We start from the raw sequence: 25,308 nt of genomic DNA, 5'->3' as shown, positions 1-25,308 counted from the left end.
GTCAGCGCCGGTACTTGGTGATGTTGGGGTCACGGGCGACCGCGTCGGCGGCGCGCTGCACGCGGTCCGCCCACTGCTGCGGGGTCAGCCGCCCGGTGAACAGCTCGCCGGTCGCGTCGTCCCACGACTTCTTCAACGTGCCGTACCAGGTGCGGAAGCGGTAGCGGAACGCGTTGTCCCCGGCGGCGTTCACGGCGTTGCGCACGGAATCCACCCCGGAGGACAGCCGCAGCCCCTCGGTCGCGCCCTTCACCGAGGGCAGCGCGCTGGCCAGCTCGGCGAAGCGGCGGGCCTGCGGCACGGCGAACAGGGTGCGCAGGAAGTCCATGCCGCCCTGCCGGTTGCGCGCCTTCTCCGGCACGATGAAGCTCTGCGCGCCGCCCGCGCGCACCGCGGCCGCGGGCATCTTGTCCGAAGTGGACAGTTGCGGCGGCGGCATCATCACCATCTGGAAGTTCTCCGGCGTGACGCCCTTCTGCTCGCTCTCCAGCCACGAACCGGACGGCAGGAACGCCGCCTTGCCCTGCGACCACGCGGCCTGCGCCTCCGTGTGCGACAGGCCCTCCGAGCCGGGCATCACGTATCCCCTGCCGACCAGCTCGGCGAAGGCGGTCGCCGCGTTGATCATCGCCTCGTGCTTCCAGGCGTTGGGCTCCAGGTTGTCCACCGCGACCAGCAGGTCGTTGCCGCCCGCCTTGAACGCCATCGACACCAGCAGGTCGCCGACGTAGTCGGGGTACTTGCCCTGGTGCGTCCACGGCGCGATACCGGACTTCTTGATCTCGCCGCAGAGCGTGAGCATCTCGTCCCAGGTCTTCGGGTAGGACCAGCCGCGCTCGGCGAACAGCGTCCGCGAATACCAGACGCCCCAAGCGGTGTAGACGAGGTTGAGCGCGCGCGGGCGCCCGTTGAACGTCCCGTCGTCGACCACGCCGGGCAGCAGTGTGTCGCGCACGCGCACGGACGGGTCGTGCAGCGAGGGTGAGTCCAGCAGTTCGCTGAGGTCGCTGACCTGGTTGGCCTTCACCAGCGTCGGCAGGTCCAGCGCTCCCGCGCCGGTGTTGTCGACGACGTCCGGCGGGGTGTCGGCGACGAAGCGCGGTTGCAGCGCCTCGCCGACCTTCTGGATGGCCTGGTGGTTGATCTTCGCCTGCGGGTGCCGCTGGTTGTAGGCGCGCTCCGCGTCGAGGGCGTACTGGTCGCCGTAGGCCCCCTTGAAGATCACCACTTCCAGGGGCGCGTCGAGCGCGACGCCGAGCGGGTTGTCCTTAGTGACCTGCCCGCGTAAAGCAGGGCCCTGGTCGCCGCCGCCCGCGGTCACACACCCCGCGAGCAGGGGTGTCGCCGCCGCGGCCAACGCTCCGCGAAGCACTGAACGTCTCGTAGTCGGGTTCACAGGGTCTCCTCCGCTCAGGCGGTCCGACGGATGCGTCCGGCGTAGCGGTCTTCCAGCACCTTGTTGTGCTCGCGTCCGCCGGGGATGTTGGCCGAGATGTAGATCGGGGGCTTCTCGTCCTGAGTGGACAGTCGCCGCACCACCTCGACGGTGATCTGCTGCGCCAGCAGCGCGGCGGTGATCGACGACACCGCGCCGACTGCTCCGCCGCCGGGCAGGGGCAGCGCCGAGTCGCCGTAGGGAGCACCGTTGTCCAGCACCACGTCGGCCAGCTCGGCCAGCTTGCGACCGCTCGGGTGGTTGGACTCGACGAGATCGGTGTGCTGCCGCGAGGTCAGCACGATCACCTTGTGCCCCTTGGACTTCACGTGCAGGGCGAACTCCACGATCAGCCCGTTCACGCCCGAGTTGGACGCGATCACGAACACGTCCTCCGCGCCGACCGGGGCCAGCTCGTAGAGCCGGTGCGCGACGGTCGGGTCCTTCTCCAGCAGCGGCCCCTCCAGCACGGAGACGGGCTCCCCGCCGAAGAGGACCAGGTCCCGCAACGAGATCCGGTTCGACGGCACCAGGCCGCCCGCGCGCCCGGCGATCTCCATCGCCAGCGCCTCGGAGTGCCCGCAGCCGAACGCCTGCACCACCCCGCCCGCGCGCACGCAGTCCGCGATCACGTCCGCGGCCCTGTTGATGTTCGGAAGTTGTTCGGTGCCAACGGTTGTGACCAGCTTGGTAATGGCCTTGAGGAAACCCCCAGCAGAGATGATGCTCGATCCCGCAAGCGGATCTTCGTTGACCTCGCTCAACGTTTTCCCTTCCTGATCGGATGTTCGGGAAGCCGATGCGTCTGGACCGCTCGGGCGGTCAGCTCGAACGCCTCGTCCACCGCCGGGTGGCTGCGCTGCGCCACGGCGACGTAGACCAGGTCCAGCACGAGCAGCTGGGAGTGCAACGCGGAGAGCGCGGCCAACCGGAAGCTCGTCTCGTGCGTCTCGGTGGTCAGCACGAGCTCGGCGGTCTCGGCGAGCGGGGAGCGCGGGTAGGAGGTCACCGCGACCGTCATCGCGCCGTGCTCGGCCGCCTCCGCCAGGAACTCGATCACCTCGCGGGTCCGGCCGCTGTGCGAGACGCCGATCGCCAGGTCGCCGGGGCGCAGCAGCGCGGCGCTGCTCAGCGCGGAGTGCGCCTCGGCGCGGTGCCAGCACGCGACCCGCAGCCGCTGGAGCCGGAACACCAGTTCGGTGGTCGCCGCGGCGCTGCTGCCGACGCCGAAGACCTCCACCCGGCGGCCGGAGCCGATCGCCTCGGCGATGGTGCTGGCGACCACCTCCACCGCGGTCAGGTCCAGCCGGTCGGCGGTCTCGCGGATCGCCTGGGTGTCGGCGCTGACGATCACCCCGAGCACCCGCTGCAACGGGTGGTCCGGCGCGATGTCGCGGTCCACGTCGATCTCCCAGCGGGCCTGCGCGGCCCGGCCGATCTCGGTGGCGATGGCCACCCGCAGCCCCGCGTAGCCGCGGAAGCCCAGGGTGCGGCAGAACCGGGTCACGGTGGCGGGGGAGGTCCCGGAGCGCTCGGCGAGGTCGACGATGGTCGACTGCGCCGCCTCCTCCGGATCGCGCAGGATCAGCTCGGCGACGCGCTGGAGCGCCTCGGGCAGTCCGGGCAGCTCCGTCCGCAGCCGTGCGAGCAGTCCTTCGCCGTCGAGCGCCATGTACGTTGCTTCTTCCCTGATTAGCCGTCTTCGGTAAGAATTGTTGCCACAAGACGAGGGCGAGCGAAAGGGTGAACATAATTTTCATGCTTGTGCTCGGAGCGGACTGCGGCGGAAGCACCACCCGCGTGATCGCGGCGACCCTGGACGGACGCGTCGTCGGCGCCGGGCGGGCGGGGCCCGGCAACCCCACCGGCGGCGACCCGGAGCGCGCGGCCGCCGAACTCGGCAGGGCCGTCTCCCTCGCCCTGGACGGCCTCGAACCGGCGATGGTGCGCGGTGGCGTCGTGGGCATGGCGGGCTACAGCCGCCTCACCGATCCCGCCGTGCGGGCCGCCTACGACGCGGAGTGGGCGGCGGCGGGTCTCAGCTGTCCACTGTGGACATACGGCGACGCGCCCGTGGCGTTCGCGGCCGGGACCCCGCACCCCAGCGGCCGCGTGCTGATCGCGGGCACGGGCGCGGTGGCGGCCGAGATCCGCTCCCGCGCCGAGTTACGCGCCGCCGACGGCCTCGGCTGGCTGATCGGCGACGAGGGCTCCGGCTACTGGATCGGCCGCGAGGCGATCCGGCACGCGGCGCGGGCCCTCAGCGCGGGCACCGGCCTCGACCCGCTTTCCGAGCGAGTGTGCGACCGCCTCGGCTCCACCGTCCGCGAAGGCTTCCTGACCGCCGTCTACACCGCTTCCCGGGCCGAGATCGCCGCGCTGGCACCGGATGTCTTCGACCTCGCCCACTCCTCGAACCCGGCCGCCGCCGTGGTGTCGGACGCGGCGCGGCGCCTGCTGATCACGTTGGGGGAGTTGGGAGAAGTGCCCGGTCCGCTCGTGCTCGCGGGCGGCCTGCTCACGGCGGACACCCCGTTGCGCGCGGCAGTGCTGGACCTGCTGGCGGAACCGGCCGTGACCGCCGCCGACACCGCGCGCGCCGCGGCCTGGCTGGCCTTGGTCGAACTCACCGCCCCGGACCCGGTCGCGGCGGCCGACCTGCACCGCCGCATGGTCACCGACGAGGCGTGACACCCTCCAGAACCACATGGCTCGATCCAGTAGGGCAGTCTTCAAGTCCGACAGACCCCACCTCAATCGGTCGCTAACCGCTACAAACCCTCCGGTGGGTGTACTTGAAGACTGGCCAACCACGCGTACCGGCACAGAAAAGCGGTGGGGCCATAAGTGGCCCCACCGCTGGAACTGACGACTGACTGGAGGATCGAAAGCGCTACCCGGGTTGATTGCGCAGGGCGATCGGTGCCCCCGCCAGGTCCTCTTCGTTGCACAACAGCCTGACCTCGTAGTACGGCGCTCCTTCGCGGTCGTCGTAGTCGAGGTGGATGGCCATCACGTCAACGGGTTCGCCCAGCCATTGCTGGGTCGCGCGCAGCCACGCGGCGGTGCGTTCCAATGCGCTCGGCAGGTCGTCGTCGCGGAACTCCACCGGCCGATAGGGGACGTCTCGAACCTGGTCCTGTGAGTGCGTGGGCTGGGGGAGATCCACCGCGACGCCCACTTCGTCCAGATCGAGCTGGATCCTTTCCTGGGTCACTCATGCAGCGTGTCCCAGTGCGGAGGCGACCGCAACCCCGACTAGCCGCCGGAGAGCCCGAGCTGAACAGCCAGGACCGCCAGCTGCACCCGGTTGGTCCGCCCCGTCTTGCCCATCAGGCCCGCCACGTGCGTCTTCACCGTGGTCACGCCCAGGTTCAGCCGCTCGGCGATCTCGGCGTTGGCCAGGCCGTCTCCGAGCAGCGCGAGCACGTCGCGTTCCCGTTCGGTGACTCCCTCAGGCAGTCGCGGACCCGGTTCCCGGCGCGGTTCCCGGGCCCGCAGCGCCTGGTCGACCAGGCGGTCGAGCACCCTGGGGCTGAACGGGCTCTCCCCGGCGGCGGCCCGCCTGATGGCCACCAGCAGCTCGGCGGGTTCGGCGTCCTTGGCCAGGAACCCGCAGGCCCCCGCCTCCAGCGCGGGGTAGAGGTGATCGTCGTCGTCGAACGTGGTGAGCACCACGATCCGGGTCGCCGGCAGGTTGCGCAGGATGCGGCGGGACGCCTCGATCCCGTCCAGCCGGGGCATCCGCAGGTCCATCAGCACGACGTCCGGCGTCAGCCGTTCGGCCAGCCGCACCGCCTGTTCCCCGTCCCCGGCCTCCCCGGCGACCTCGATCAGCTCGTCGGCGTCGCAGAGCATCCGCAGCCCCGCGCGCACCAGGGGCTGGTCGTCCACCAGCAGCACCCTGATCATCCGTGCTCCTCACCGCTGTTCCCGAGACCGCTGATCTCCGGACCGCTGTTCTCCGGCAGCACCGCCGTCAGCCGCCACCCGCCGCCCACCGCCGGACCCGCGTGCAGCGAACCACCGAGCAGCTCCACCCGCTCGCGCATGCCGACGAGCCCGTGCCCGCCGGGGACCTGGAGCCCGCTGGTGTCCGCACGTCCGCCGTTGTCGGCGACCTCGATGACCACCGCCCTGGTCGGGACGAGCGAGACCTTCAGCCTGGCGGCGGCGTCCCGGCCCGCGTGCTTGATCGCGTTGGTCAGCGCCTCCTGGGCGATCCGCAGCACCGCCAGCCGCCGCACCGAGTCCAATGTGGACAGACCGGGGCCGAACTCCGCCGACACGGTCAGCCCGGCCTGCCTCGTGCGCCGCACCAGGTCGTTGAGCGATTCGATCAGCTCGGCCGGATCGGGCAGCGGCGCCACCGGTCCCCGCTCCGGATCGCGCAGCACGCTGACGAGGCGGCGCAGGTCCTCCAGCGCGGTGGTCGCGGTCGTGTGCACGTCGTCGAGCACCGCGCGGATGCGGGGATCGGTGTCGGCCGCGACGTGCCGGGCGACGCCGACCCGCAGCACGATCGAGGCGACGTGGTGGGCGACGAGGTCGTGCAGCTCCCGCGAGATCGCCGCGCGCTCGCTCGACGCCGCCTGCCGCCGCTCCAGCTCGGCGCGCAACATGGTCTCCTGGACGCGTTGTTCGGCCTGCGCGGCCGCGTCGCGCAACGCCCGCTGGTGCAGTCCGAGCAGCACCGGGGCGGCCACGACGCAGGCGCCGACCGGCCCCAGCGGGGGCGGGGCCTGGCCGAACGGCACGTCGATCAGGTTCAGCACGGTGGCGATGGTGGCGCCGACGGTGCCGACGATCAGCTCCCGCCCCCGCCGCTCGGTCAGCGCGAACAGGTTGATCAGCAGCGCGAGCTGGACGACCTCGCTGCCCGCGCCGCCCGTGGTGTCGACGACGAGCAGCAGTGCCACCTGGAGGAGCACCACGAGCAGGCAGAACCGTCCCGAGTAGAGCGCGAGGGGGGCCGAGGCGATGGCCGGCGCCCACTGGAGGACCGTCGTGGAGCGCCACCACACCGAGTCGACGAACAGCCCGGTCACCAGGAAACCGGCGACGACCAGCGCGGGCAGCACCCGCACCACGTGCCGCGGCCTGACTCCCGTCCTCGCCCTCACCCTGAGAACCGTAGGCCGCGCGCCTCGGGGTCGCCTCCTGCCAAGGGAGGAGCGGGTCCGGCTTTCCGGCCGCGGGGACGGGCTCGGAGGGCGAGGCGGACGGGGCGCCCGCCCGGTGAGGGTGGAGCCATGCCCGCCAAGCAATCCGAACTGCTGCCGTTCCTCCAGGCCGCGGTCCGCAATCCCGCCGTCATCGGGGCCATCGCGCCCAGCTCGCCCCGGCTCGCCGAACGGCTGGCCGAGGTGGTGCCCCGCACCGGATCGCCGACCGTGGTCGAGCTGGGCCCCGGTACCGGCGTTGTCAGCTCGGCCATCGCCGACCGGCTGCCCGCCGCTGGCAGGCACATCGCGGTGGAGCTGGACGACGACATGATCCGTCTGCTCGGGCGGATCCGGCCCGATCTGGAGCTGGTGCACGGTGACGCGGCGCGACTGGGCGATCTGCTCGCCGCCCGCGGACTGGACAACGTGGACACCGTGGTGAGCGGCCTGCCGTGGACGCTTTTCCCGCCAGGGCACCAGGTGCGCATCCTCAGCGAGATCGTGAAGGTGCTCACACCGGACGGCGCGTTCACCACGTTCAGCTACCTCAACGCCTACCCGATGGCGGGAGCGCGGCGGTTCCGCCGGATGCTTCGAGGTAGCTTCGACGAAGTGCTCATCACCCGGACCGTGTGGCGCAACCTGATGCCCGCGTTGACCTACGTCTGCCGAAGGCCCCGCCATGACCGTCTTGCGTGACTCCCTGGCCGGCCTGCCGCCCGTGGTGGTGTACCTGGTCTTCGGCGTGCTCGTCACGGTGGAGGCGGCGATCGTGCTCGGCGTCGTGCTGCCCGGGGTGAGTGGCTTGCTGCTGTTCGGTTTCCTGGCCTACCTCGGCAATGTGGAGCTCGTCGCCGCGGGCTGCGTCGCGGCGCTCGGCGCGGCGCTGGGGACCACGCTCGCCTTCGCGTCCGGGCGCAGGCTCAGCCGCGCCGATGGCCTGCCGGACAGCCGGATCGTGCGCCGCATCGGCGCGGACCGCTGGCACCGCACGGAGAACCTGCTCGACCGGTTCGGTGGCCGGGCTGTCCTTTTGGGACAGTGGGTGGTCGGCATCCGCACCCTGATGCCCCGCTTCGCCGCGATGGCCGGGCTGTCCTACCGCCGGTTCGCGTCCTGGAGCGTGCCCGTGTCGCTGCTGTGGGGCTCGACCTGGGTGGTGGTCGGCTGGACCGCGGGCAGCGCCTACGAGCGCGTCGCGTCCATCGCGGGCTGGGTGAGCCTCGTCCTGCTCGTGCTCGCCGCCGCGGTGCTCGCCCTGGTGCTGCACCGCCGCCGGGTGGCGCAGGCCGCGTAGACCTCGTCGTGCAAGCGGTCGCGACGCCCGCTATGAGTACGAAACGGGACAAGCCCCACCCGCGCACACCCCGCATCCTGCGCTGAGGCCGCCGAAGATCTTCCGTTTCGTACTCTTAGCGGATTTTTGGAGCGCTCTCTTTCCCGCTATGAGTACGAAACGGGAGATCTCTAGGTTGCGTCCGCCGCGCGTTGGGTGTGGAGGCGGGTGGGATGCATAGGCACAGTTTACGTGGTGTGTGCGGGCGCTTGGCCGCCTTGCGGGCAGGAGCCGCGAAAATTCCGTGCGCGCCTTCCTCGGCGGAGGTAGTGTCTGCCACGACATCGCCTACCCAGGGAGGCTCCGCGCTGTGTTCCTGAGCGACGACGACATCTCCGAGTGATACCGACCGGCCCTCGTAGGCCGCGTCACCTCACTCCTCGTCCCGTCCTCCTCGGCCGTATCCGGCTGTGATCACAAGCGCGGTGAAACATGTCCCATCCTTCCCTTTCGTGCACCTCCCTGTCCTTCGCGTGGCCGGACGACACCCCGGTCTTCTCCGGGCTGACCCTGGCGATCGGGCCGGGCCGCACCGGGCTCGTCGCACCCAACGGCGCTGGCAAGAGCACGCTGCTGCGGCTGCTCGTCGGTGACCTGAAGCCGACCGCCGGATCGGTCGCGGTCGACGGTGAGCTCGGCTACCTGCCGCAGACGCTCGCGCTGACCCTGGACGACACCGTCGACGAGGTGCTGGGCATCGCACCGGTGCGCGCGGCCATCGCGGCGATCGAGTCGGGGGACGCCTCCGAGGAGAACTTCGCGGTCGTCGGCACCGACTGGGACGTCGAGGAGCGGGCGCGCGCGGTGCTCGACCGGCTCGGCCTCGCCGACGTCGGCCTCGACCGTCCACTTCGGACGCTCAGTGGTGGGCAGATCATCTCGCTCGGCCTGGCCGCGCAGCTGGTGAAGCAACCGGACGTGCTGGTGCTCGACGAGCCGACCAACAACCTCGATCTCGAAGCGCGCGAACGGTTGTACGCCGTCGTCGAGTCGTGGAAGGGCTGCCTGCTGGTGGTCAGCCACGATCGTGCGCTGCTCGACCGGATGGACCAGATCGTGGAGCTGGTCGGCGACGAGGTCCGGTTCTTCGGCGGCAACTTCACCGAGTACACCGAAGCCGTGGAGCGCGAGCAGGACGCGGCCGAGCGTGCGGTCCGCTCCGCCGAACAGGAGGTGAAGCGGCAGAAGCGCGAGGCGCAGGAGGCCAAGGAGCGCGCGGCGAAGCGAGCGAGCAACGCCAAGAAGAACCTGGCCAACGCGGGACTGCCGAAGATCATCGCTGGGCAGATGCAGCGGTACGCGCAGGAATCGGCGGGCAAGGCCAACGATATGCACGCGCAGCGCCTTGAGGACGCGAGAACCAAGCTGGAGCAGGCGAACCAGGACATCCGGCAGAAGTCGAAGATCGCGATCTCGTTGCCGGACACCGAGGTTCCCGCCGGGCGCACGGTGCTCGTCGCCGAGGGGATCAACGCCGTCTACGGGGCCGGGCCGGTGTTCGCCGAGCCGGTGGACCTGGCGATCCGCGGCCCGGAACGGATCGCGCTGATCGGCGGGAACGGTTCGGGGAAGTCCACGCTGCTGCGGATGCTCGACGACCAGCTCGAACCGTCCACCGGCACCGTGCGCAGGGCCTCCGGCCGGACGGCGTTCCTGTCGCAGCGGCTGGACACCCTCGACCAGGGCCGCACGATCTGGGAGAACCTGAAGGCGGCGGCGCCGGAGCGGCCGGAAACCGAGCTGCGCCACCGGTTGGCGCAGTTCCTCTTCCGCGGCGACACCGTGCACCGCCCGGTCGGCGCGCTCTCCGGCGGGGAGCGGCTGCGGGCGACGCTGGTGTGCGTGCTCTCCGCCGATCCCGCGCCGCAGCTGCTGTTGCTGGACGAGCCGACCAACAACCTGGACCTGGTGAGCGCCGGGCAGCTGGAGAACGCGCTCGACGCCTACCAGGGCGCGTTCGTGGTCGTCAGCCACGACCTGGAGTTCCTCAGGGCGATCCGGGTGAACCGCTGGCTCCGGGTGCACGACGGCGAGCTGACCGAGACGAGCGCGCCCGGGAGCTGATCACCACCGCCCGCAAGTCATCCAGCCGTCCCACCCACCACGTAAACTGAACCCGTGCACCTCACCGGCCCCCACACCCCACCTCCGGCGGCCGCAACCTAGGTAACCCCGTTTCGTACTCATAACGGGCAAAAGAGCGCTCCCAAATCCCGGCAAGAGTACGAAACGGGTTCTTCAGCGACCTCAGCGCGGGATGAGGGGGGCGTGGGTGGGGTGGCCCGCTGGTGCGCCGGGGCGAGTACGGGCAGCGGCGCGAGCGTTCGTGACGACGTGCAGGACAGGATCAGCGCCGACGTGGAACCCTTACGTGGATGTGAAGGTTGGCTGCATTCGGTGCCTCTTATCGAGGGCGTTCCTGTCAGGACTCGCGGGTAATGTCGGTATCCATGCAGCCACAGTCCACCGGCCCCAACCTGCTCGCCGTCGCCGACCTGCACATGGACCGCGCGGCGAACCGGGAGGTCCTGCAAGGCATCCGGCCGGAGACCGACGAGGACTGGCTCATCGTCGCCGGTGACGTCGCCGACCTGGTCGAGGACGTGGAGTACGCGCTGCGGCTGCTGCGCGAGCGCTTCGCCAAGGTGATCTGGGTGCCGGGCAACCACGAGCTGTGGACGCTGCCCAAGGACCCCGTGCAGCTCAAGGGCGAACCGCGCTACCGGCACCTGGTCGAGCTGTGCCGGAGCCTGGACGTGGTCAGCCCGGAGGACGAGTACCCGGTCTGGGACGCGGGCACGGAGAAGCTCGTGCTGGCGCCGCTGTTCGTGCTCTACGACTACACGCTGCGCGACGAGAACGAGACGAAGCAGCAGGCGCTCGAACGCGCCCACGAGGCCGGGGTCGTCTGCACCGACGAAGTGTTCCTGCACGCCAACCCCTACCCCGGCCGCGACGCGTGGTGCCGCGCGCGGGTGGCCTACACCAAGCGCCGCCTCGACGCGATCCCCGAGGACATGCGCACCGTGCTGATCTCGCACTGGCCGCTGCACCCGGGCCCGACGAAGCGCTTGTACTGGCCCGAGTTCGCGCTGTGGTGCGGCACCAAGTTGACCGAGGACTGGCACACTCGCTACCGCGCCGCCGTCGCGGTGTACGGCCACCTGCACATCCCGCTCACCGACAACTACGACGGCGTCCGCTTCGAAGAGGTCTCGCTCGGCTATCCGCGCGAGTGGCAACCCCGCGGCCTGCCGAGGGGCGTGCTGCGCAAGGTGCTGCCGGAACCCGCTGTCCTGCACCGAGTCTGAGGAGTTCCGTTGCTTTCTCTCGATGGCGTCACTGATCTGCACGAGCTGACCGGGGGCAAGGCCGCGCTCGTGGTGAACGTCGCGTCCCGCTGCGGCCTGACCCCGCAGTACACCGCGCTGGAGGAGTTGCAGCGCGAGTACGGCGACCGCGGCTTCACGGTGATCGGCGTGCCGTGCAACCAGTTCGCCGGTCAGGAGCCGGGCACGCAGGAGGAGATCGAGTCCTTCTGCTCGACGACCTACGGCGTGACCTTCCCGCTCACGTCGAAGATTGAGGTCAACGGCCCCGCCCGCCACCCCCTTTACGCCGCGTTGACGTCCCACCCCGACGCCGCGGGCGAGGCGGGCGACGTCCAGTGGAACTTCGAGAAGTTCCTCCTCGCCCCGGACGGCAAGGTCGTGGCCCGCTTCCGCCCGACCACCGATCCCAAGGCCCCCGAGGTCGTCACCGCCATCGAATCCGTCCTGCCGTAGTTCCCCGGTCTTCAAGTACACCCAACCCCCGCGTGCGTTGTCGTCAACCGCGGCGTACCCGGGGGTTGGGTGCTGTTTGCGGTGATCGTTCGCGGGGTGCGGGGTACTTGAAGACGCCCTAACCCGTGGGCGGAGTGCGGGTGGCGAAGCCGGTCAGGAGTTGGTTCTCGGCGACGGTGAGGTAGTCGGAGAGCTTCTCGGCGGCGGCGGAGCCGTCGCCCTCGCGGAGGTCGGCGAGGATGTGCTGGTTGCGGCCGAGGTAGGGGGCGTGGAAGCGCTTCGGGTCGTTCATCACGTGGAAGGCCAGCCGTAGCTCCGCGATGATCTGCTGCATCATCTCGTCGAGCCGCGGGCTGCCCGCGAGTGCGGTGAGCGCCTGGTGGAAGTGCATGTTGGCGGTGCCGAGCTCGCGCCACCGGCCCTCGCGCTCGGCCCGTTCGCCCTCGGTCACCGCGGCCTCGACCTGGGCCAGGCCCGCGGGCGGAGTGGTGATCGCGCCGACGACCGCGCATTCGAGCATCCGCCGGACCCGGTAGAGGTCGCGGACGTCGTCCGCGGTCAGGGAGCGGACGAAGACGCCGCGGTTCATCTCGTGCGTGAGCAGCCGCGCGTGCGTGAGCAGCCGGAACGCCTCGCGCAGCGTGTTCCTGGAGATGCTCAGCGCCTTGACGATCTTGTCCTCGGCCAGGCGTTCACCGGGCTGGAAGGCCCCCTCGATGATCCGTGTCCGCAGGATCTCGGCCACCTTCTCGGCCGTGCTGGTGCGGCCCAGCAGGGCGCGGTCGGCTTCGAGGGAGAGCGAGGCGTTCACCGATCCAGTCAAGCACCGGATACCAGAACGAAACAACTTTCCCCTTGAAGGATTGTTCAACAATCCTCTACCTTCGTGTGGTCCACCCCACAGCAGCTGGAGGGCAGATGAGCACGGACACAGCCCCGGACACGCGGCCCTTCGCGTGGTTCCGCACCCTCGGTCCCAAGGGCAAGCGCGCCTTCGTGGGCTCCTTCGGCGGGTACGGCCTCGACTCCTACGACTTCCAGGTGCTGCCGCTGGGCATGGTGGCGATCTCGGCCTACTTCGGGATCTCCAGCGGGCAAGCGGGCCTGCTCAGCACCGTGACCCTGGTGATGTCCGCGGTCGGCGGCATCGGCGCGGGCATCCTCGCCGACCGCATCGGCCGCGCGCGCACCCTGATGGCCAGCGTGCTCGTCTACGCGGTGTTCACCGCGCTCTGCGGGTTCGCGCCGACCTACGAGACGCTGCTCGTTTTCCGTGGCCTGCAAGGGATCGGCTTCGGCGCGGAGTGGGCGGCGGGCGCGATCCTGGTCGCGGAGTACGCGTCCTCGCAGTACCGGGGGCGGACGGTCGCGTTCATCCAGAGCGCGTGGGCAGTCGGCTGGGGGCTCGCCGTCGTGGTCTACACGGTGGTGTTCAACCTGGTCGATCCCGATCTCGCCTGGCGGGTGCTGTTCTGGACCGGAGCCCTGCCCGCGCTGCTGATCCTTTATGTGCGCCGCAACGTGACCGACGCGCCCGCGACCGAAAAGCGCCGTACGACCGCGAAAGAGCGCGGCACGTTGCGGGCGATCATGCGCGGCAAGCTCGGGCGGACCACGTTCTTCGCCTCGCTGCTGGCGACAGGTGTGCAGGGCGGCTACTACACCCTCGCCACCTGGATTCCGGCCTACCTCAAGGCCGAGCGGGGGCTGACCGTCGTCGGCACGGGCGGCTACCTCGCCTTCCAGATCACCGGCGCGTTCATCGGCTACGTCACCGGCGGGTACTTCACGGACTGGTTGGGGCGCAAGAAGACCTTCGTGCTGTTCGCGGTGCTCTCGGCGGTCCTGATCGTCGGCTACACGGCCATTCCGGTCGGCGCGGACACGCTCGTGCTCCTCCTCGGTTTCCCGCTGGGCTTCTGCACTTCGGCCATCTTCAGCGGGTTCGGCGCGTTCCTCGCCGAGCTCTACCCCTCCGCGCTGCGTGGGACCGGCCAGGGCTTCACCTACAACTTCGGCCGCGCGGTCGGGTCGCTGTTCCCCACGATCGTCGGCTTCCTCGCCGTGACCATGGGCGTCGGCGGCGCGATGATTGTCGGAGCGTTCGCGTACGGCATCGCCGTGGTCGCTCTGCTCGGCCTTCCTGAGACCGCGGGCAAGGAACTGGAGTGAGCTATGTCCACTGTGTACACACAGGATGAGCGCGCCCGGCTGGCCCCGGAGACCGCCCGCGCGGTGTTCCGCTCCGGCACCGTCGAGCCGACCAGCGGCTGGTCGCACGGCTACGCCCAGGCCAACATGATCTCCGTGCCGGAGGACTGGGCCTACGACGTGCTGTTGTTCGCGCAGCGCAACCGCAAGCCCTGCCCGGTGCTCGACGTGACCGATGCCGGGGCGACCGGCACCGTGCTGGCCACCGGCGCGGACCTGCGCACCGATCTGCCGAAGTACCGGGTGTGGGAGCGCGGCGAGCTGGTCGACGAGCCGACCGACGTGCTCGCGCACTGGCGCGAGGACCTGGTGACCTTCCTGATCGGGTGCAGCTTCACCTTCGAGTTCGCGTTGACCAGCGCGGGCGTCCCGCTCCGGCACGTCGAGCAGGGCCGCAACGTGTCGATGTACGTGACCAACCGGCAGTGCCGTCCGGCGCGGCGGCTGCACGGGCCGATGGTGGTGTCGATGCGCCACATCCCCGCGTCGCTGGTCGAAACGGCCACCCGGGTCAGCGGCCTGATGCCGGAGGTGCACGGCGCTCCCGTGCACGTGGGAGCGCCCATCAAGCTGGGTATCCAGGACGTGGGCAAGCCGGATTTCGGTGACGCGGTCAAGCCGCGCAAGGGCGACGTCCCGGTGTTCTGGGCGTGCGGGGTGACGCCGCAGGCCGCGCTCATGGCGTCCAGGCCGCCGTTCGCGATCACCCACGCGCCGGGGCACATGTTCGTCACCGACAGGCCGGACTCGGAGTACCGGGTGGGTGCACAATGACGGAGATGATCATCGACCTGAACAGCGACCTCGGTGAGGGCTTCGGGCCGTGGCCGATGGGCGATGACGAAGCCCTGCTCGGCATGGTGAGCAGCGCGAACGTCGCGTGCGGGTTCCACGCGGGGGACCCGTCGATCATGCGGCGGGTGTGCGCGCTCGCGGTCGCCGGAGGGGTGGCGGTCGGTGCGCACGTCGGCTACCGCGACCTCGCGGGCTTCGGCAGGCGCGCGATCGACGTCGACCCGGGCACGCTCGCCGACGAGGTGCTCTACCAGCTCGGCGCGCTCGACGCGTTCGCGCGCGCGGCCGGGGATCGAGTGCGCTACGTCAAGCCGCACGGCGCGCTCTACAACACCGCCGTGCGCGACGAGAAGCAGGCGGGTGCGATCGTCGCGGCGATTCGCTCGTACAACCCGGGGTTGCCGGTGATGTGCCTGCCCGGTTCGCGGTTGCTTGAGTTGGCCGAAGAAGCCGGAATCCCCGCTGTGGCAGAGGCTTTCGCTGACCGGGCTTACACGTCGGAGGGCACGCTCGTGCCGCGGCGCGAGCCCGGCTCGGTGCTGCACGACGTTGACGCGATCGTCGAACGGTGCGTCCGGATGGCCGCAGGGGAGGAGATCCCGGCGATCGACGGGTCGCCGCTGAAGGTCTCCGCGCGGTCGATCTGCGTGCACGGGGATACGCCCGGCGCAGTGGCCATCGCGACGAAGGTCCGCGCCGGGCTCGACGCCGCCGGTGTTTCCGTCGCGCCATTTGGAGTCGACTGAATGCAGGTGCGTCGCTGCGGCCGTGATGCCGCGCTGGTCGAGCTGTCCGGGCTCGACGAAGTCCTCGGCCTGCACGCCGCCTTGCGGGCCGAGGAACCGAGCTGGCTGGTCGAACTGGTACCTGCCGCCACAACCCTGTTGGTGCGCTTCGACTCCAAACTGACCACAATGGACAGAGCGGTGGAATGCGTTGCCGCCCTTGAACACTCCACTGTGGACACCCGAGGAATGGATGAGGTCGTCGTCCCGGTGCGCTACGACGGCGCCGACCTCGCGGATGTGGCCTCGCACGCCGGGATGACCGAGGCCGAAGTGATCGAGCGGCACAGCGGCGCCCGCTACACGGTCGCTTTCTGCGGCTTCGCCCCCGGCTTCGGCTACCTCACCGGCCTGGACCGCGAGTTGTGGTTGCCGCGCAGGGAAACCCCGCGAACGAAGGTGCCCGCCGGGTCGGTCGCGCTGGCCGACCAGTACGCCGGGGTCTACCCGCGCTCCTCGCCCGGTGGCTGGCACATCCTGGGCAGCACCGACCTGGCGGTGTGGGACGTCGACCGCGACCCGCCCGCGCTGCTGGTCCCCGGAGCCCCCGTCCGATTCGAGGTCCTCCGGTGATCACGATCGTCAACCCGGGCCCGCAGGCGCTGGTGCAGGACTTGGGGCGGCCCGGCCTGGCCACGCTCGGCGTCGGCAGGTCGGGCGCGGCCGACCGGCGCAGCCTCGCGCTGGCCAACCGCCTCGTCGGCAACCCGGAGACCAACGCGGGCATCGAGATCACCTTCGGTGGCCTGGTCGCCCGCTTCGCCGAAGCCGCCTTGGTCGCGGTGACCGGCGCGCCCTGCCCGGTCGAGGTGGGCACCCGCGCCGCCGACATGTACGGGCCGATCCGGGTGCGCGCGGGCGACGAGCTCAAGCTCGGGCGGCCGAGCGCGGGGCTGCGCAGCTACCTCGCGGTGCGCGGCGGCATCGAGGTGCCGAAGGTGCTCGGTTCCCGCGCGACGGACCTGCTGGCCGGTCTGGGCCCTGAACCCCTCGCGGCGGAGGCAGTTCTGCCGATCGGAGTGTCCACAGAGGACTATCCGGGGGTGGACCTCGCGCCGCAGGCGCCGTACTCGGACGAGCCCGTGCTGCGCGTGCTGCCGGGACCCCGCGCGGACTGGTTCACCGAGGACGCGCTGGAGTCCTTGTGCGGTGGGAAGTACGAGGTCAGCACGGCGAGCAACCGCATCGGCGTCAGGCTCACCGGTCCCGTGCTGCGCAGACGGGAGCCGGACCGGGAGCTGCCGCCGGAGGCGATGGTGCTCGGCGCGCTCCAAGTCCCGCCCTCCGGCCAGCCGATCCTCTTCCTCGCCGATCACCCGGTGACCGGCGGCTATCCCGTGATAGGCGTCGTGGAGCCCGCGGACCTGCACCTTGCGGCACAGTTGCGGCCGGGGCAGCGAATTCGCTTCCGCGCGGTCGCACCATAGGAACATGGACCTCGCCGCAGCCTTGGAGCGCAACCACGCCGAGCACGCCGCTCATCTGCTCCGCGGCACCGCGGGCACCTGGGTGGACGAGCCCGGTGACGTGCTCGTCGCCGACAGCGGGATCACCGACGACACGTTCAACATGGTGATCGACGCCCGGTTCACCGAGGACACGGCCGATGACCGGATCGCCGAGGTCATCGCCTCACTGCCGGAGGGGCGGCCGTTCTCCTGGTGGGTCGGCCCGAACTCGCGGCCCACCGACCTCTCCGAGCGCCTCGCGAAGGCCGGGTTCCCGGCGGACGACGAGGAAGAGAACGCCATGTGGTTCCCGTTGTCGGAGACCCATGATCCGCAGGACACGGACCTGGAGATCGTCAAGGTCCGCACCGAAGAGCAGCTCGCCGACTTCGCCGGAGTGCTCGCCCCGCTCTGGACCCCGCCGTCGAAGACCGTGCCGGAGTTCTACCGGATGGTCGCGGCCAAGGCAGTCCTGCCGGACTGTCCGGCGCGGTTCTTCGTCGGCTACCGCGACGGGAGGCCGGTCGCGACCGCCGAGGTCTTCCTGGCCGCTGACGTGGCGGGGATCTACAACGTCGCCACCGCCGTCGAGCACCGGCGGCGGGGCTACGCGGCCGCGCTGACCTCGGCGGTGCTCGCCGAGGCCGCCGGAGCCGGGTACCGGGCGGCCGTGCTCCAGGCGTCCGAGGCGGGCGAGCTGGTGTACCGCGGGCTCGGCTTCCGGGAGTTCGGCAAGGTGCGCGAACACGCACTCGCCTGACAAGCGGTCCGCGAGGTCTCGGCAAACGACCAGGATGTCGCCGCAGAACGCCGCAGAACACTGTCAATGCGTTGAGGCAGGGTTGTCGGGCGTGTCACGCCGACCTAACATCCTGTGCACGGTGTGGAAACGATTCCATGCACACTCCTTGACCAAGGAGGGGAATCCGGGGGCGTTCCCGCGCGGGGGAGGATGTTCGTGCAGCTGCGCAGACTCGTCGCGGCGGCGGTCGTGGCCGTGCTGGCGGTCACCACCGGCGCCTGTGGCCTTGAGAAGCACGCCGAGGGGCCGCCGGTGGTCCGGATCGGGGTCGGTGGGCTGCCGTTGCTGGTCTACCTGCCCACCACGCTCGCGCAGCGGCTCGGCTACTACGCCGACGAGGGCCTCGACGTGCGGTTGCAGGAGTTCCAGTCCGGCGGGAAGGCGTTGCAGGGCCTCCAGGCGGGCGAGGTCGACGTGGTCAGCGGCTTCTACGACCACGCCATCCAGATGCAGGCGAAGCGGCGGCCGGTCAAGGCGTTCGTGAACATGCTGCGCTACCCCTCGCTCGTGCTCGCGGTCTCGCCGAGGAGCGGCAGGCGGATCACCTCCATCTCCGACCTCAAGGGCGCCAAGGTCGGCGTCACCGGGCCCGGCTCCTCCACCGACTTCCTGCTCAAGTACCTGCTCGTGCGCAACGGCTTACGCGCCGACGACGCGGACGCGGTGGCCATAGGGGGCGACACCAGCGCCGTCGCGGCCATGGAGAGCGGCCGGGTGGACGCCGCCGTCATGATCGATCCCGCGTTCTCGTTGCTGCAGAAGCGCTTCGGCGCGGCCAACGTGCGCGTGCTCAGCGACACCAGGACCGCGGCCGGGGTGCGCGCGGAGTTCGGCACCTCCACCTACCCGGCGACCGTGCTCTACTCCGGCTCCGAGTGGGTCGGCGGCAACGCGCCGGTGGCCGGGAAGCTGACCAGGGCGATCGTCCGCACGCTCGACTGGATGCGCAAGCACACCGCGGCCGAGATCGCCGAGAAGATGCCCCGCGACTACGCGGGCGGGGATTTCGAGACCTACGTCCAGGCCATCGCGCACGCGAAGGACGCGTATTCGCCCGACGGCGCGATCCCCATCAACGGGGCGGAGGCGGTATCGGGAATCCTCCGGCAGTTCGAACCGGAGATCGCCCGTATCTCCGTCATTCTCGAAGATACGTTCACGAATGAGTTCGTAACCCGAAACTGAACAATATTCTCGTTTTGTATCGGTCCTGTATCTCCGAATCCTACACTTCTTCACATCAGCGGGTCCCGCCATTCCCTGTCATTTCGGGATACCGCTGACGGACTCACCCTGCATGTCCGAAGAAGTGAGGAACAGATGGCTACCGTTACCGTTCGCACGGCGGTCGCGGCGCTGGCCACCAGTGCCGCCACCCTGCTCGCCCTCACCACCCCGGCCACGGCCGCCCCCAACCTGCGCACCCCGTTCGACTGCGGGCAGGTGTGGAACGCCAACACCCGGACCAACCACAACCCGCAGCTGTCGGTGGACTTCCAGCGCGGCGACGCCAACAACAAGAACGTCCGCTCCAGCGCGGCTGGCAAGGTCGTCACCCGTCGTGACCTCGGCGGGAGCAGCTACGGCAAGTACCTGGTCATCGACCACGGAGGTGGCTGGCAGACGCTGTACGCGCACCTCAACGCCTTCAACGTCTCGCTCAACCAGAGCGTGGCCGCGGGCACGATCATCGGCAAGGTCGGCAGCACGGGCGGATCGACCGGCCCGCACCTGCACTACGAGCAGAAGCTCAACGGCGTCGTCCAGCGCGCGGTGCTCAACGGCAAGGCGATCCTCTACTTCGGCAACACCTCGATCACCAGCAGCACCGGCTGCTGATGCTTTCGGAGCAACTCCCGGCGGCCTTCTCCGCCGGGAGTTGCTGCTTTTCTGAGACCTGCTTGTAGGGTCGAAGCATCAGCACTGGCCCTGTTGTCATCGCTGTCCTGATGGCAGGCTTGGCCGATCTTCGCCCGGTCCCGGAGGTCTCACGTGCGCACTGCCCTGGCAATCATCGCCGCGCTGGTGGCGAGTCTTGTCGCGCCCCCGGCGTCCGCCGCTGTAAGCGACGCCGATCTGGCCTATCACTGGGCCCCTGTGCACTACCAGGACACCGATTCTTCCGACGCTGACGCCGACTACCTGTCGCCGATCGACTTCGACGGCAACTGGACCGGCCGGGACAATTGGGAGAACCAGGTCAAACAACCGCAGAACCTGCGCGGCGCGGCCTATTACTCGGTGACCGAGAACGCCGATTTCTACTACCTGCTGTACGCCTTCTTCCACCCGCGCGACTGGCACGAATGGAATCCGCTCGAAGAGCACGAGAACGACCTCGAAGGCGTGCTCGTCGTGGTCCAGAAGGGCGGCCAGTGGGGGACGCTGCGCTCGATGGTGACCGTGGCGCACCGCGACTTCTACTCCTACACGCCCGCCGGGAGCCCGTTCACCTCCGGCGCGGAGAACATCGACGGCACCGTGGTCACCACGACCCACGACGGGGTGGCGCGGCCCTCGACGTTCCAGGAGGCGAAGGGGCACGGGCTCTACCGCTGGAACGGCGAGGACTTCCCCGGCGGCGACGGCGTCGTGTACTACCCGACGCGCGGCACCGGGGAGGTGCCCAGCGGCGGCAACGACCGCCAGGTGGGCTACCAGTTGATCGACATCTTCGCGGCGGGCGGCCTGTGGGCGCACCGCAACGACCCGGCCACCTTCCACGCGTGGGGGACGTTCTCCGGCGACAACGGGAGGGACAACGCCGCGAACGCGCCCTGGGGCTGGGACGACCACGACGACAAGCCGGTGCGCGGCGAGCTGGCCACCGATCCGGCGCGGGTGATCCGCGACTACTTCGCCAACGCGGGCGACCAGAGTTCGGCCTACGTCAGGAACCCGTACCGCTGACCAGGCCCGCCGAGGTGTAGCCGCCCGCGACCGCCCAGTCCGAGCCGGTGATGAAGGCCGAGGACGGCGAGCAGAGGAACAGCACCACCTCGGCGACCTCGGCAGGATCGGCGACCCGGCCCAGCGGGTGGAACGGCGTGCCCCGCCCGGAGTCGGCCGCGTCGCTGGTGAACTGGTCCAGCACCTCCGACCACGTCCACGCGGGGGAGACGGAGTTGACCCGGATGCCGTCCTCGGCGAAGTCCGCCGCGATGCTCCTGGTCAGCTCCACCAGCGCGGCCTTGCCGACCGGGGCCAGCCAGCGGCTGCGCCGGACCGTGCCGTCGGAGGTGAGGTTGACGATCGCCCCGCCCGCCGCGCGCAGGTGCGGGTGGGCGGCGCGGGCCGCGATCGCGGCGCTGACCACGCCGGTGTTGAGGGAGTCCAGCCAGTGGAAGCGTTCCGCGCCCGCCCCGGCCGGGCTGCCGCCGAGGTTGATCACCGCGTCCAGCGCGCCGAACTGCTCGGCCGCGCGCCGCAGGCAGGCCGCGACCTGGGCGTCGTCGGTGATCTCGCAGCGGGTGAAGCGGACCCCGGGAACGACCCGCTCGTCCGGTCGGGCGTCGCCGAGCAGCACCCGGGCCCCGGCCTCGCGCAGCGCGCTGAGCACCGCGGTGCCGATGGGTGTCGGCCCGGTGCCGGTGGACCCGCCGAGCACCACGACGGCCTTGCCGGCCAGCTCCCGCATAGTCCTCATTCCCGTTCGCCTGACTCAAGAATGACCGGGCGATCATGGTCTGGCCAAGCCCCTCGACGCACCCTCGATACAGTTTGCGCAGTGAAGTGCACATTTCACTTGGGGAGGTTCACCGGTATGCTCGAAGGTCCGCTCGCGGGCACCTCTCCGCGGCCACCGCGCGCCGGTCACACCCTGTTCCGCACCCGCGACCTCGACGCGTTCCGCGAGCAGATCACCCGCTCGTTCTGCCCGCACCGGGTGGACCTGATCGGGCCGGGCGCGCGACTGGACGCGCGACAGCACGGGATGCAGCTGGGGCGGGTCGCCCTGCACCACATCGACTACGGCGCGCGGGTGCGGGTCCGCGCCGAGGCCATCGACGGCTTCTTCGCGGTGCAGATCCCGCAGGCGGGCTCGGGGGTGATCCGCTGCGGCCAGCGGGAGGTCGTCATGAGCGTCGACCGCGGCTCGGTGCCCGGTCCGACCGACGACGTGGACATGGTGCTGGACGGGGGCACCCCGCAGCTGGTCGTCCGGCTCGACCGCGAGGCCGTGGAGAGCAGGCTGCACCAGCTGCTCGGCCGCCCGCCGCGCGGGGTGCTGCGGTTCGACCTCGGCGTGGACCTGACCAGGCCGGAGGTGCGGGCGTGGCTGGCCCAGCTGCGGTGGGCGCGCGCCGAACTGGAGCGGGGGGCGACGCCGTCCCCGCTGGTCGCCGAGCACCTGGAGCAGTCGCTGATCACCGGGCTGCTGCTGGCGCAGCGCTCCAACTTCTCCGAGGCGCTGCACGCCGACCAGGCCGCGTCGATGCCGAGGACGGTGCGCCGAGCCGTCGACATCATCGAGGGGCACGCCGCCGAACCGCTGACGGTGGAGGACCTCGCCGAGGCGGTCGGCGTCGGGGTGCGCGCGCTCCAGGGCGGGTTCCGGCGGCACCTGGACACCACGCCCATGGCCTACCTGCGCGAGGTCCGGCTCACCAAGGTGCACGACGAGCTGCGCGCGGCCGACCCCAACTCGGTGATCACCGTGACCGAGGTGGCGTCGCGGTGGGGCTTCTGGCACCCGGGCCGCTTCGCCGCGGCGTACCGGCAGCGCTACGGCGAGACCCCTTCGGCGACGTTGCAGCGCTGACCGGCTTTGCTCTGATGAGAGGTAGGCGGAGGAGTGGACGGCGATATGAAGGACTTCAAGGACTTCCTGACCTCGGAGCCGGACTTCGAGGCGCTGGAGATCAGCCGCTCTCGTGAACCGGCGCGGATCGTCGACCCGTTCGAGGCGGATCTCCGCTAGAGACCGTCCATTGTGGACGAAATAGGTTTCCGGCCGGTAACCGCGCGGCGGCGAATCATGTTGGCGTACAGGGAGATGCCGGGGTACCCGCGCGACTCTCCGGTTGAACCGCGTTAACGGATGTTCTCCTTCTGGGAAAAATCGCCTAAACTGGCCTATTACTCAGCAGGAGGTGTCGCGATGGAGGAGTGGGTCAACAGTATCGCGTGGTCGAACGTGTTCACCCTGATGTTGGCGGTTCTCGCCGTCGTAGCGGCCGTTCTGGCCTGCGCGATGCTGGCGAAGAGCCTGGACCGCGCGCTGCGCGAGGAGCGCCGCGGAACCCGTGAGGGCGATGACGAACCGCTCGGCGTCACCGTCGAGCGTTCGTCCAGATAGGACACTCGACCGACAGTGCGGCCCTGCACCTCAAGCTCCGAAAACCCCGGGCGCCGTTTTCGCTGAGGTGCGGGGGCTCCGCCGAAGCCCCTCTTTTCCTTGTGGTCGCAACGACTTCGCTTTCGCCAGCAGGCGTGCGATCAGGCTGCGGTGCTGTGCGTCGGCATGTAAATCGCGTTCCCGATGCTGGTGCATCTGGTAAAGCTGTAACGGGTCCACGGCTCAGCCGCTCCCTTCTTCGTTGCGGTCGGCGAGGGAGCTGGCGAAGAACAGGCGTACCGCCCGGTGTCCTTCCGGGCGCAGCCCGGTGTTCTCGAAGCGGTCGTTGTAGCGCTTGAGCAGCGTCTCCATCTCGGTCCGCAGTTCGGCCAGTTCCTCGGGGGTCACGAACGCGACAGTCGCCGAGAAGCCGTTGGCCTTGCGCCACGGTTCCGGTTCGGAGGGACCACGGCGCAGCGCCGCCTTCATCCGCGTCGCCTCGTAGTCGAGGAACGCCTCGGAGGCTGCTTGGCCCGCCGCGGCCTTCTCGGGGCTGACATCGCCGCCGTCGGCGTCCCACGTCTGCTCGACGCTGGCCATCCGCCACGGCTTTTCCCGGCCCTGACCGCCGGGCGCCTGTTCCACGTAGCCGTACTTGGCCAGGGTGTTCAGGTGGTAGGAGCAGTTCGCCACGCTCTCGCCGAGCGCCTCGGCGCACCGGGTCGCGGTGGCCTGCCCCTCCACCGTCAGCAGGTCGATGATCTTCCAGCGCAGCGGGTGTGCGAGCGCGCGCAGCTGCTTGGGGTCCTGGATGTTGCTGTGCTTCTTCATCGTCACGAATCGCAAGATACCTTGCTAAAGACTTCTTTAGCAAGAGTTCTTGTTATTCGGCGGGCGGGGCGACCGGGCGCCAGTCGATCGGCGTGGACAGCACCATGGCGCTGGAGGTCTCGCCATAGCGCGACAACCGCTCCAGCAGTTGCTCCAGCGCCCGGATCGTCGGTGCGGCGACCTTCACGACCGAGCAGATGTCACCGGTGAGGCGCACGACCTCCATCACCTCGGCGCAGTCGGCCAGCAGTTCCGGGTGCACGGTGATGCAGCGCGCGCCGTAGCACTTCATCCGCACCAGGGCGATCACCGGTCGCCCGGCGGCGGTGGGGTCGACGCGCGCGTGATAGCCCTGGATCACCCCGGCCGCCTCCAGTCGCCGCACGCGCTGGGCCACGGTCGGCGCCGACACGTGCACGCGGCGGGACAGCTCGTTGTAGGACAGCCGGGCGTCCTCCTGGAGCGCGTCCAGCAGTGCCCAGTCGACCTTGTCCAGCGGCGTGTTCATGACCGTAAGCCTAAGTTGGCCATCCGTTTTCGGCCGGAAAGCACGAGGGGCGCATTCGCCGTCAACGGCCATTCCACCCGGCGGATTCGCGGAGCACCATGGTGTGGGTGAAGACCCAAGAGCCCAACCTGGACTTCGCGGGCACGACTCCCTACGAGGACTACGTGCACGCCTCCGTGCTGCACTCCCTGCAGCAGCGCTGGTCCAACGATCCCGGCGAGATGTCGTTCCTGGTGATCACGCAGATCATGGAGCTGTACTTCGGCTTGCTGTGCTTCGAGTGGCAGCAGGCGCAGCAGGAACTGCGCGCCGACGACCTCGACTCCGCGCGGCGCACCCTGCACCGCAGCGTGCTGCACCTCCAAGGCGTCAACGCGGCGTGGCGCTCGATCGCCAGGATGACCCCGGAGGAGTTCAACGCCTTCCGGAGCAACCTCGGCGAGGGCTCCGGCTTCCAGTCGGCCATGTACCGGCACGTGGAGTTCCTGCTCGGCGAGAAGTCCGCCTCCATGATCGTTCCGCACCGCGCGGTGCCCGCGGTCGAGGCGGAGCTGGAGTCCGCGCTGCGCTCGCCGAGCCTGTACGACGACGTGCTCGAATACCTGCACCGCAGGGGTTACGCGATGCCGAAGGAAGTGCTCGAGCGTGACCGGTCCCGGGTCTACGAGGCCCATCCCGAGGTGGAGCGGGTGTGGGCGCGGATCTACTCCTCGCGCGCCGAACACCACGACACCCAGCAACTCGGCGAGGTGCTGACCGACATCGCCGAGGAGTTCGCGCGCTGGCGCTACGACCACCTCCTCGCCACCCGTCGCGCCATGGGCGCCAAGGTCGGCACCGGCGGCTCGGCGGGCGTGGCGTGGTTGGAAAAGCGCACGCAGCGCACGGTTTTCCCCGAGCTGTGGACCGCCCGTAGCTACGTCTGACCG

28 protein-coding genes are annotated in these 25,308 nt (G+C 70.0%); 18 read left to right on the top strand and 10 right to left on the bottom strand.

Translation table 11 applies throughout. The annotated features are described in order from the left end of the window. Position 1: 1 nt before the first annotated feature. The 3 genes from ngcE to NLX83_RS25855 are packed head-to-tail and all read right to left on the bottom strand — an operon-like array spanning position 2 to position 3,107. Complete coding sequence (gene ngcE / locus NLX83_RS25865) at positions 2-1,396, bottom strand: N-acetylglucosamine/diacetylchitobiose ABC transporter substrate-binding protein (RefSeq protein ID WP_254237756.1); 1,395 nt, start codon at positions 1,394-1,396, stop codon at positions 2-4. Positions 1,397-1,410: 14 nt separating this feature from the next. Continuing rightward, complete coding sequence (locus tag NLX83_RS25860; RefSeq protein WP_254237755.1) at positions 1,411-2,199, bottom strand: sugar isomerase domain-containing protein; 789 nt, start codon at positions 2,197-2,199, stop codon at positions 1,411-1,413. After that, complete coding sequence (locus NLX83_RS25855; RefSeq protein ID WP_254237754.1) at positions 2,196-3,107, bottom strand: MurR/RpiR family transcriptional regulator; 912 nt, start codon at positions 3,105-3,107, stop codon at positions 2,196-2,198. The genes NLX83_RS25860 and NLX83_RS25855 overlap by 4 nt, the downstream gene beginning before the upstream one ends. 86 nt (positions 3,108-3,193) lie before the next feature. Here NLX83_RS25855 and NLX83_RS25850 point away from each other — a divergent pair, with 86 nt between their 5' ends. Further along, positions 3,194-4,126 carry an N-acetylglucosamine kinase gene (locus tag NLX83_RS25850; RefSeq protein WP_254237753.1) on the top strand — a complete coding sequence of 311 codons (933 nt, stop codon included), beginning with the start codon at positions 3,194-3,196 and terminating at the stop codon, positions 4,124-4,126. Between the two features lie 202 nt (positions 4,127-4,328). Here NLX83_RS25850 and NLX83_RS25845 read toward each other — a convergent pair whose 3' ends face one another. The 3 genes from NLX83_RS25845 to NLX83_RS41985 are packed head-to-tail and all read right to left on the bottom strand — an operon-like array spanning position 4,329 to position 6,558. Further along, positions 4,329-4,652, bottom strand: coding sequence for a hypothetical protein (locus NLX83_RS25845; RefSeq protein ID WP_254237752.1), 324 nt, complete (start codon positions 4,650-4,652; stop codon positions 4,329-4,331). A 41-nt stretch (positions 4,653-4,693) separates the two neighbouring features. Next, positions 4,694-5,347, bottom strand: coding sequence for a response regulator (locus NLX83_RS25840; protein WP_254237751.1), 654 nt, complete (start codon positions 5,345-5,347; stop codon positions 4,694-4,696). Next, a complete protein-coding gene (locus NLX83_RS41985) occupies positions 5,344-6,558 on the bottom strand; it encodes a sensor histidine kinase (RefSeq protein ID WP_254237750.1) in 1,215 nt (404 codons plus the stop codon). Before NLX83_RS41985 ends, NLX83_RS25840 begins: the two co-directional genes overlap by 4 nt. A 129-nt stretch (positions 6,559-6,687) precedes the next feature. On the opposite strand from NLX83_RS41985, the gene NLX83_RS25830 reads away from it, so the two are divergent. From NLX83_RS25830 to NLX83_RS25810, 5 genes are all read left to right on the top strand, one after another. Next, complete coding sequence (locus NLX83_RS25830) at positions 6,688-7,299, top strand: class I SAM-dependent methyltransferase (RefSeq protein ID WP_254237749.1); 612 nt, start codon at positions 6,688-6,690, stop codon at positions 7,297-7,299. Continuing rightward, positions 7,283-7,897 (top strand): DedA family protein, encoded by a 615-nt coding sequence (locus NLX83_RS25825; RefSeq protein ID WP_254237748.1) that lies wholly within the window; start codon positions 7,283-7,285, stop codon positions 7,895-7,897. The genes NLX83_RS25830 and NLX83_RS25825 overlap by 17 nt, the downstream gene beginning before the upstream one ends. 471 nt (positions 7,898-8,368) lie before the next feature. Further along, on the top strand, positions 8,369-10,000 hold the full coding sequence (locus tag NLX83_RS25820) for an ABC-F family ATP-binding cassette domain-containing protein (RefSeq protein ID WP_254237747.1): 1,632 nt from the start codon (positions 8,369-8,371) through the stop codon (positions 9,998-10,000). A 386-nt stretch (positions 10,001-10,386) separates the two neighbouring features. Further along, entirely contained in the window at positions 10,387-11,247 is an 861-nt protein-coding gene (locus NLX83_RS25815; RefSeq protein ID WP_254237746.1) for a metallophosphoesterase family protein, read from the top strand. A gap of 9 nt (positions 11,248-11,256) precedes the next feature. Next, a complete protein-coding gene (locus NLX83_RS25810) occupies positions 11,257-11,721 on the top strand; it encodes a glutathione peroxidase (RefSeq protein ID WP_254237745.1) in 465 nt (154 codons plus the stop codon). A 118-nt stretch (positions 11,722-11,839) separates the two neighbouring features. Here NLX83_RS25810 and NLX83_RS25805 read toward each other — a convergent pair whose 3' ends face one another. Then, positions 11,840-12,544, bottom strand: coding sequence for a GntR family transcriptional regulator (locus tag NLX83_RS25805; protein ID WP_256564375.1), 705 nt, complete (start codon positions 12,542-12,544; stop codon positions 11,840-11,842). Between the two features lie 95 nt (positions 12,545-12,639). Between NLX83_RS25805 and NLX83_RS25800 the strand changes: the two genes are divergently transcribed. The 9 genes from NLX83_RS25800 to NLX83_RS25760 all read left to right on the top strand — a co-directional run bounded on the left by NLX83_RS25800 (position 12,640) and on the right by NLX83_RS25760 (position 20,672). Then, positions 12,640-13,893 (top strand): MFS transporter, encoded by a 1,254-nt coding sequence (locus NLX83_RS25800; RefSeq protein WP_254237744.1) that lies wholly within the window; start codon positions 12,640-12,642, stop codon positions 13,891-13,893. A 3-nt stretch (positions 13,894-13,896) separates the two neighbouring features. After that, positions 13,897-14,706 (top strand): putative hydro-lyase, encoded by an 810-nt coding sequence (locus NLX83_RS25795; RefSeq protein WP_254237743.1) that lies wholly within the window; start codon positions 13,897-13,899, stop codon positions 14,704-14,706. A 5-nt stretch (positions 14,707-14,711) separates the two neighbouring features. Next, positions 14,712-15,473, top strand: coding sequence for a LamB/YcsF family protein (locus NLX83_RS25790; protein WP_254237742.1), 762 nt, complete (start codon positions 14,712-14,714; stop codon positions 15,471-15,473). Then, a complete protein-coding gene (locus NLX83_RS25785) occupies positions 15,474-16,085 on the top strand; it encodes a 5-oxoprolinase subunit B family protein (RefSeq protein WP_254237741.1) in 612 nt (203 codons plus the stop codon). Then, the gene (locus NLX83_RS25780) at positions 16,082-16,939 is read left to right on the top strand and encodes a biotin-dependent carboxyltransferase family protein (protein WP_254237740.1); all 858 of its coding nucleotides are present in this window, start codon (positions 16,082-16,084) and stop codon (positions 16,937-16,939) included. Before NLX83_RS25785 ends, NLX83_RS25780 begins: the two co-directional genes overlap by 4 nt. A 4-nt stretch (positions 16,940-16,943) precedes the next feature. Further along, on the top strand, positions 16,944-17,720 hold the full coding sequence (locus NLX83_RS25775; protein WP_254237739.1) for a GNAT family N-acetyltransferase: 777 nt from the start codon (positions 16,944-16,946) through the stop codon (positions 17,718-17,720). Positions 17,721-17,918: 198 nt separating this feature from the next. Next, on the top strand, positions 17,919-18,947 hold the full coding sequence (locus NLX83_RS25770) for an ABC transporter substrate-binding protein (protein WP_254237738.1): 1,029 nt from the start codon (positions 17,919-17,921) through the stop codon (positions 18,945-18,947). A gap of 135 nt (positions 18,948-19,082) precedes the next feature. Further along, on the top strand, positions 19,083-19,601 hold the full coding sequence (locus NLX83_RS25765) for a M23 family metallopeptidase (RefSeq protein ID WP_254237737.1): 519 nt from the start codon (positions 19,083-19,085) through the stop codon (positions 19,599-19,601). Between the two features lie 153 nt (positions 19,602-19,754). Continuing rightward, positions 19,755-20,672 carry a hypothetical protein gene (locus NLX83_RS25760; protein ID WP_254237736.1) on the top strand — a complete coding sequence of 306 codons (918 nt, stop codon included), beginning with the start codon at positions 19,755-19,757 and terminating at the stop codon, positions 20,670-20,672. Here NLX83_RS25760 and NLX83_RS25755 read toward each other — a convergent pair. Continuing rightward, complete coding sequence (locus NLX83_RS25755; RefSeq protein WP_254237735.1) at positions 20,653-21,399, bottom strand: SDR family oxidoreductase; 747 nt, start codon at positions 21,397-21,399, stop codon at positions 20,653-20,655. The genes NLX83_RS25760 and NLX83_RS25755 overlap by 20 nt on opposite strands. Positions 21,400-21,525: 126 nt before the next feature. Here NLX83_RS25755 and NLX83_RS25750 point away from each other — a divergent pair, with 126 nt between their 5' ends. Together NLX83_RS25750 and NLX83_RS25745 are read left to right on the top strand one after the other, a co-directional pair. Beyond that, a complete protein-coding gene (locus NLX83_RS25750; protein WP_254237734.1) occupies positions 21,526-22,524 on the top strand; it encodes an AraC family transcriptional regulator in 999 nt (332 codons plus the stop codon). Between the two features lie 339 nt (positions 22,525-22,863). Continuing rightward, positions 22,864-23,061, top strand: a complete 198-nt coding sequence (locus tag NLX83_RS25745; RefSeq protein ID WP_254237733.1) for a hypothetical protein — start codon at positions 22,864-22,866, stop codon at positions 23,059-23,061. A gap of 222 nt (positions 23,062-23,283) precedes the next feature. Here NLX83_RS25745 and NLX83_RS25740 read toward each other — a convergent pair whose 3' ends face one another. Both NLX83_RS25740 and NLX83_RS25735 read right to left on the bottom strand, forming a co-directional pair. Continuing rightward, complete coding sequence (locus tag NLX83_RS25740; protein WP_254237847.1) at positions 23,284-23,871, bottom strand: winged helix-turn-helix domain-containing protein; 588 nt, start codon at positions 23,869-23,871, stop codon at positions 23,284-23,286. Positions 23,872-23,923: 52 nt separating this feature from the next. Next, positions 23,924-24,379, bottom strand: coding sequence for an Lrp/AsnC family transcriptional regulator (locus NLX83_RS25735; protein ID WP_254237732.1), 456 nt, complete (start codon positions 24,377-24,379; stop codon positions 23,924-23,926). A 107-nt stretch (positions 24,380-24,486) separates the two neighbouring features. Between NLX83_RS25735 and NLX83_RS25730 the strand changes: the two genes are divergently transcribed. Then, a complete protein-coding gene (locus NLX83_RS25730; protein WP_254237731.1) occupies positions 24,487-25,305 on the top strand; it encodes a tryptophan 2,3-dioxygenase in 819 nt (272 codons plus the stop codon). The last annotated feature ends 3 nt before the right edge of the window (positions 25,306-25,308 follow it).

The sequence above is a fragment of the Allokutzneria sp. A3M-2-11 16 genome (genome assembly GCF_024213555.1).
GTDB lineage: Bacteria > Actinomycetota > Actinomycetes > Mycobacteriales > Pseudonocardiaceae > Allokutzneria.
The sequence above is the reverse complement of the archived record's forward strand: the minus strand, read 5'-3'. Positions and strand labels throughout refer to the sequence as shown.